The sequence below is a fragment of the Streptomyces sp. OfavH-34-F genome (assembly GCF_022347745.1).
GTDB lineage: Bacteria > Actinomycetota > Actinomycetes > Streptomycetales > Streptomycetaceae > Streptomyces.
In genome coordinates this window covers 1-4,885 of the sequence record NZ_JAKRGC010000397.1, presented here as the reverse complement: position 1 = coordinate 4,885, position 4,885 = coordinate 1, and the positions used below count along the sequence as shown (strand labels likewise).

The following is a 4,885-nucleotide window of genomic DNA, read 5'->3' as shown; positions in this document are numbered from 1 at the left end:
GTTGGGCCGCCCCCTCCGCGATCGGGCGGTCGCCCGCCTCGTGGGCCGTGACCGGGACGGGGGCGCCGTGGGCCCCGCCGCGCCGGGCGCGCTCCGCGAGCACCGCACCCACTCCCCGGACGAACGCCTCCGGGGACGCGGCGACCGTGCGGCCGCCCAGCACGACCCGGTCGATGTCGAGCAGCCCGGCCAGGTTGGCGGCGCCGGTACCGAGGACCCGGGCCGCCTCGGCGAGGTCGCCCCGGCGGACGGCGGCCAGGCAGAGCGCCTCCAGGCAGCCCCGGCCGCCGCAGTCGCACGGGGGCCCGTCCAGCTGCACGGTCTGGTGGCCGAATTCGCCCGCCCCGGTCCGCGGCCCCCGGTGCACCGTGCCGCCGAGGACGAGTCCGGCGCCCAGGCCGGTGCCGAGGTGAAGGTAGGCGAAGTCGGCGGGGCCCCGGCCGGCCAGGGCGAGACCGAGGGCGGCGGCGTTGGTGTCCTTGTCCAGGACGACGGGCAGTCCGGTGCGGGCGGCGAGCGCGTCGCGCAGCGGGTAGCCGTCCCACCGCGGGAAGCCGGTGACCCGGTGGAGCACGCCGCTCCGGTGGTCCAGCGGCCCCGGCGCGGCGACGCCCACCCCGAGGACGGGCCGCGCCCCCTCCCCCCGTACGGCGGCGACCGCCCCGGCCGCCGCCGCCAGCACCTCGTCCGCCGGGGCCCCGAGGTCCAGCGCGGCCGTACGGCTTTCGGCGACGGCGCCCGCGAGGTCCACGAGGACTGCGGTCAGCCCGTCCCGGTCCAGGTGCAGCCCCACGGCGTGCCCGGCCCCGGGGACCAGCCGCAGGACGGTGCGCGGCTTGCCGCCGGTGGACGCGCGGTGGCCGGCCTCGGCGGCCAGGCCGTCGGCGCGCAGCCGGGCGGTGATCTTGCTGACGGCCTGCGGGGTGAGCCCGGTGCGCTCGGCGAGTTCGAGCCGGCTGATGCCGCGCTCGCCCGAGACCCGCAGCAGGTCGAGCACGAGGGCCGCGTTGTGGCTGCGCAGGGCGGGGAGGTTGGCGCCGCTGATGCTCCTGTTCACGTCCCCATTGTGGCCCGCGCTTGCACTTCGGCAACAGCGTTGCCAAAGTGGAGGCATGACCTCCCACACCACTTCCGGGACCTGCGGCCCCGCGCTGCGCGTCGGGCTCGTCGGCTACGGCCTGGCGGGGTCCGTCTTCCATGCCCCGCTGATCGCGGCGACCCCCGGCCTCGCGCTGGACACGGTCGTCACCCGCGACGAGGAGCGCCGGGCCGGGGCCCGTGCCGCGTATCCGGGCGTACGGTTCGCGGACGCGCCCGACGAGCTGTGGGCGCGGGCGGACGAGCTGGACCTGGTCGTGATCGCCTCGCCCAACCGGACGCACGTGCCGCTGGCCCGGGTGGCGCTGGAGGCCGGGCTGCCGGTGGTCGTGGACAAGCCGGTCGCGGGCACGGCGGCCGGGGCGCGGGAGCTGGCGGCGCTGGCCGACGCGCGCGGGCTGCTGCTCTCGGTCTTCCAGAACCGCCGCTGGGACGGCGACTTCCTTACTCTGCGCGCGCTGGTCGCGGACGGCGCCCTGGGCGAGGTGCAGCGCTTCGAGTCCCGGTTCGAGCGGTGGCGCCCGCGGCTGAAGGGCGGCTGGCGCGAGTCGGGCGACCCGCGCAAGATCGGCGGGCTGCTGTACGACCTGGGCAGCCATCTCGTCGACCAGGCGCTGACCCTGTTCGGGCCGGTGGCGCGGGTGTACGCGGAGTCGGACGTGCGGCGGCCGGGCGCGGCGGTGGACGACGACACGTTCCTGGCGCTCACCCACGTCTCGGGCGTCCGCTCGCATCTTTACGTCAGCTCCACGACGGCCCAGCTCGGCCCGCGCTTCCGGGTGCTCGGGTCCGGTGCGGGCTACGTGAAGCACGGCCTGGACCCGCAGGAGGCGGCGTTGCGCGAGGGTGCGCTGCCGGTGCCGGGCGAGCCGTGGGGCGAGGAGCCGGAGGAGCTGTGGGGCCGGCTGGGCGCGGGCGAGTCCCCGGTGACCGGCGGCGGCACCCCGGTCCGCACCCTGCCGGGCGACTATCCGGCGTACTACGCGGCGATCGGCGACGCGCTGCGCGGCAGGGGCGACAATCCGGTGACGGCCCTCCAGGCGGCCGAGGCGCTGGACGTCCTGGAGGCGGCGCGCCGCTCGGCCCGCGAGGGGGTCACCGTCACCCTGCGGCCCGCCGGCGCCGGCAGCCCCGTACCGTCCCCCGCTCGCGTCCCCGAGGAGCAACCCGTATGAACCCCACCGCTCCGACCATCTCCGAGCTGATCGCCCAGGAGCGCAGGCTGACCCTGCCGCACTTCGGGTACGACGACGCCTACGCGCTGGGCGGCATCCTGGTCGCGCTGGCCCGCGAGCGGCACGCGCCGGTCGCGATCGACATCCGGCGCGGGGCGCAGCAGCTGTTCCACGCGGCGCTGCCCGGGTCGAGCGCGGACAACGACGCGTGGATCGAGCGCAAGCGGCGGGTGGTGGAGCGGTACGGGGAGAGTTCGTACCTGGTGGGGACGCGGTTCCGGGCGAAGGGGACGACGTTCGACGAGGCGTCCCGGCTCGACCCGGACGTGTACGCGGCGCACGGCGGTTCGTTCCCGATCGCGGTGGAGGGCGCGGGGGTCATCGGCTCGGTGACGGTCTCGGGGCTGCCGCAGGCCGAGGACCACGCGCTGGTGGTGGAGGCGCTGGAGCAGTTCGCCTCGCGGATCGCGGGCTGAGACGGCCGGAGGGGCGCGGTCCGGGCACAAGCCCGGCCGCACCCCTCCGATGTATCGAGCCCCGATCGGCGTCCCTGAGGCGCCGATGCGGGGCCTGCGGGGTCGCGGCTAGGCGTCCTTCAGTTCCTGCCGCTGCCGGCCGAGCCCCTCGATCTCCAGCTCCACCACGTCGCCGGCCCGCAGGTACGGCTTGGGCTCGGGCTGCCCCATGGCGACGCCGGCCGGGGTGCCGGTGTTGATCACGTCGCCCGGGTAGAGCGTCATGAAGCGGCTCACGTAGCGGACGACCTCGCCGACGGGGAAGATCTGGTCGGCGGTCGTGCCATTCTGCCTCAGCTCGCCGTTGACCCAGAGCCGCAGCGGGAGGGCCTGCGGGTCGGGCACCTCGTCGGCGGTGACCAGCCAGGGCCCGAGCGGGTTGAACGTCTCGCAGTTCTTGCCCTTGTCCCAGGTGCCGCCGTGCTCGATCTGGAACGCGCGCTCGGAGACGTCGTGCGCGACGGCGTACCCGGCGACGTGGGCGAGGCCGTCCTCGGCGCTCTCCAGGTAGCGGGCGGTGCGCCCGATGACGACGGCCAGCTCGACCTCCCAGTCGGTCTTCACGCTGCCGCGCGGCACGAGCACGGTGTCGTGCGGCCCGACGACGGTGTCCGGGGCCTTGAAGAAGAGGATCGGCTCGTCGGGGACGGCCGCCCCGGTCTCCGCCGCGTGGTCGTGGTAGTTCAGCCCGACGCACACGATCTTGCCGATGCGGGCGAGCGGCGGGCCCACCCGCAGCCCCCCGGCGTCCAGCTCCGGCAGCCCGCCGGGGGCTGCGGCGGCGGCGCGCAGGCGCGCCAGCGCGTCCCCGTCCGCGAGCAGCGCGCCGTCGATGTCGGGCACGACGCCCGACAGGTCACGCAGGGTGCCGTCGCCGGCCAGCAGCGCCGGTCGTTCCGCGCCGGCCGTACCCACACGAAGCAGCTTCACGAGTCTTCTCTCCTCGGTCGGGATCGGGCCCGTCGGATGGGTAGCGGCCATCGCCAGGCTTGTCCGATCCTCCAAGACGTCCGATCACTCCGCAAGACCCTGTTCACGTGCTGGACCGGCCGGGCGAGCCCGCCGTCACGCCGCCGGGGCGACCGCGGCCCCCGGGGCGGTCATGTCCCGGTACAGGTACGCCCGCTCGATCGCGGTCCAGGTGGTGCTGGTGACGACGTACAGCGCGGCGGCCAGCGGCACGAAGCCGACGGTGAACAGGGTGAAGAAGGACATCAGCGGCATCAGCTTGGTCATCGCGCCCATGCCCGGCACCGGCTGCCCGTCCGGACCGGTCGCCGGGGTGACGGGGCTCGCGGCCATCTGGCGCTTGGTCCGCCCGTAGTTGAACGTGGCGACGGCGGCCACGACCGCGAAGAGTCCGAGGTAGACCAGGCCCTGCGCGCCGAACGGCCCGCCGTGCGCGAGGGCGTCGTGCCAGCGCTCGCCGAGCGGGGCACCGAACAGCTGGTGGCCGAGGAGCGCGTTGGCCTCGCCGCCGATCCGCGAGCTGGAGAAGAGGTGGTAGAGCAGGAAGAACGCGGGCATCTGGAGCAGGCTCGGCAGGCAGCCGGAGAACGGCGAGACCTTCTCCTCGCGGTGCAGCTCCATGAGCGCCTTCTGCATCCGCTCGGGGTTCTTGGCGTGCTTCCTGCGCAGTTCGGCGATCTGCGGCTGGAGGCGGCGCTGCGCCTTCTGCCCGCGTGCGGCGGCGCGGGAGAGCGGGTGCACCGCGAGCCGGACGAGCGCGGTGAACAGGACGATCGCGGCCGCGGTGGCGGCGCCCTGGAAGAGCGGGTGGAGGAGGTCGGCGAGGGCGCCGACCAGGGCGGCGAATGCGGACATGAACGCGGACATGGCTGAGGTCTCCGGGAGGCTCGTCGTGCCGGGAAGCGGAAGGGAACTGCTTCGGCGTGACGGTCCGCGCCCCGCCCGCCCGTGGACCGAGCGGCGCTCGTACGGGGGAGGCGGGTCCGGCCCGTGGGCCCGTACGGGCTCGGAGCCCCGGCCCTCGGCGGGGCGGATCGGGGCCCGGCCCCGTCCGGGGGCGGGTCGGGTGGTGGGCGGGAGGCCCTACGCGGCCGTCGGGACGGCGCGGCCCGGTGCTCGGGGGCGGCG

At 75.8% G+C, this 4,885-nt stretch carries 5 protein-coding genes; 2 read left to right on the top strand and 3 right to left on the bottom strand.

All coding sequences use genetic code 11. The features are described from left to right. Positions 1 to 1,057: ROK family transcriptional regulator (locus MHW47_RS31885; protein ID WP_239227342.1), on the bottom strand; the 1,057-nt coding region annotated here is incomplete at its 3' end. A 55-nt stretch (positions 1,058 to 1,112) separates the two neighbouring features. Between MHW47_RS31885 and MHW47_RS31880 the strand changes: the two genes are divergently transcribed. Beyond that, positions 1,113 to 2,273: a Gfo/Idh/MocA family oxidoreductase gene (locus MHW47_RS31880; RefSeq protein WP_239227341.1), complete on the top strand. Its 1,161-nt coding sequence runs from the start codon at positions 1,113 to 1,115 to the stop codon at positions 2,271 to 2,273. After that, positions 2,270 to 2,749 (top strand): heme-degrading domain-containing protein, encoded by a 480-nt coding sequence (locus MHW47_RS31875; RefSeq protein WP_239227340.1) that lies wholly within the window; start codon positions 2,270 to 2,272, stop codon positions 2,747 to 2,749. Before MHW47_RS31880 ends, MHW47_RS31875 begins: the two co-directional genes overlap by 4 nt. Positions 2,750 to 2,857: 108 nt before the next feature. Here the strand turns inward: MHW47_RS31875 and MHW47_RS31870 are convergent, their stop codons facing one another. Together MHW47_RS31870 and MHW47_RS31865 are read right to left on the bottom strand one after the other, a co-directional pair. Further along, complete coding sequence (locus tag MHW47_RS31870; protein WP_239227339.1) at positions 2,858 to 3,718, bottom strand: fumarylacetoacetate hydrolase family protein; 861 nt, start codon at positions 3,716 to 3,718, stop codon at positions 2,858 to 2,860. 135 nt (positions 3,719 to 3,853) lie between these two features. After that, positions 3,854 to 4,624: a YidC/Oxa1 family membrane protein insertase gene (locus MHW47_RS31865; protein ID WP_239227338.1), complete on the bottom strand. Its 771-nt coding sequence runs from the start codon at positions 4,622 to 4,624 to the stop codon at positions 3,854 to 3,856. Positions 4,625 to 4,885: the final 261 nt, after the last annotated feature.

What these genes read in the sequence shown, in the direction of transcription:
- MHW47_RS31880 (WP_239227341.1), top strand. Translation starts at nt 1,113, where the DNA reads ATGACCTCCCACACCACTTCCGGGACCTGCGGCCCCGCGCTGCGCGTC.
- MHW47_RS31875 (WP_239227340.1), top strand. Translation starts at nt 2,270, where the DNA reads ATGAACCCCACCGCTCCGACCATCTCCGAGCTGATCGCCCAGGAGCGC.
- MHW47_RS31865 (WP_239227338.1), bottom strand. Translation starts at nt 4,624, where the DNA reads ATGTCCGCGTTCATGTCCGCATTCGCCGCCCTGGTCGGCGCCCTCGCC.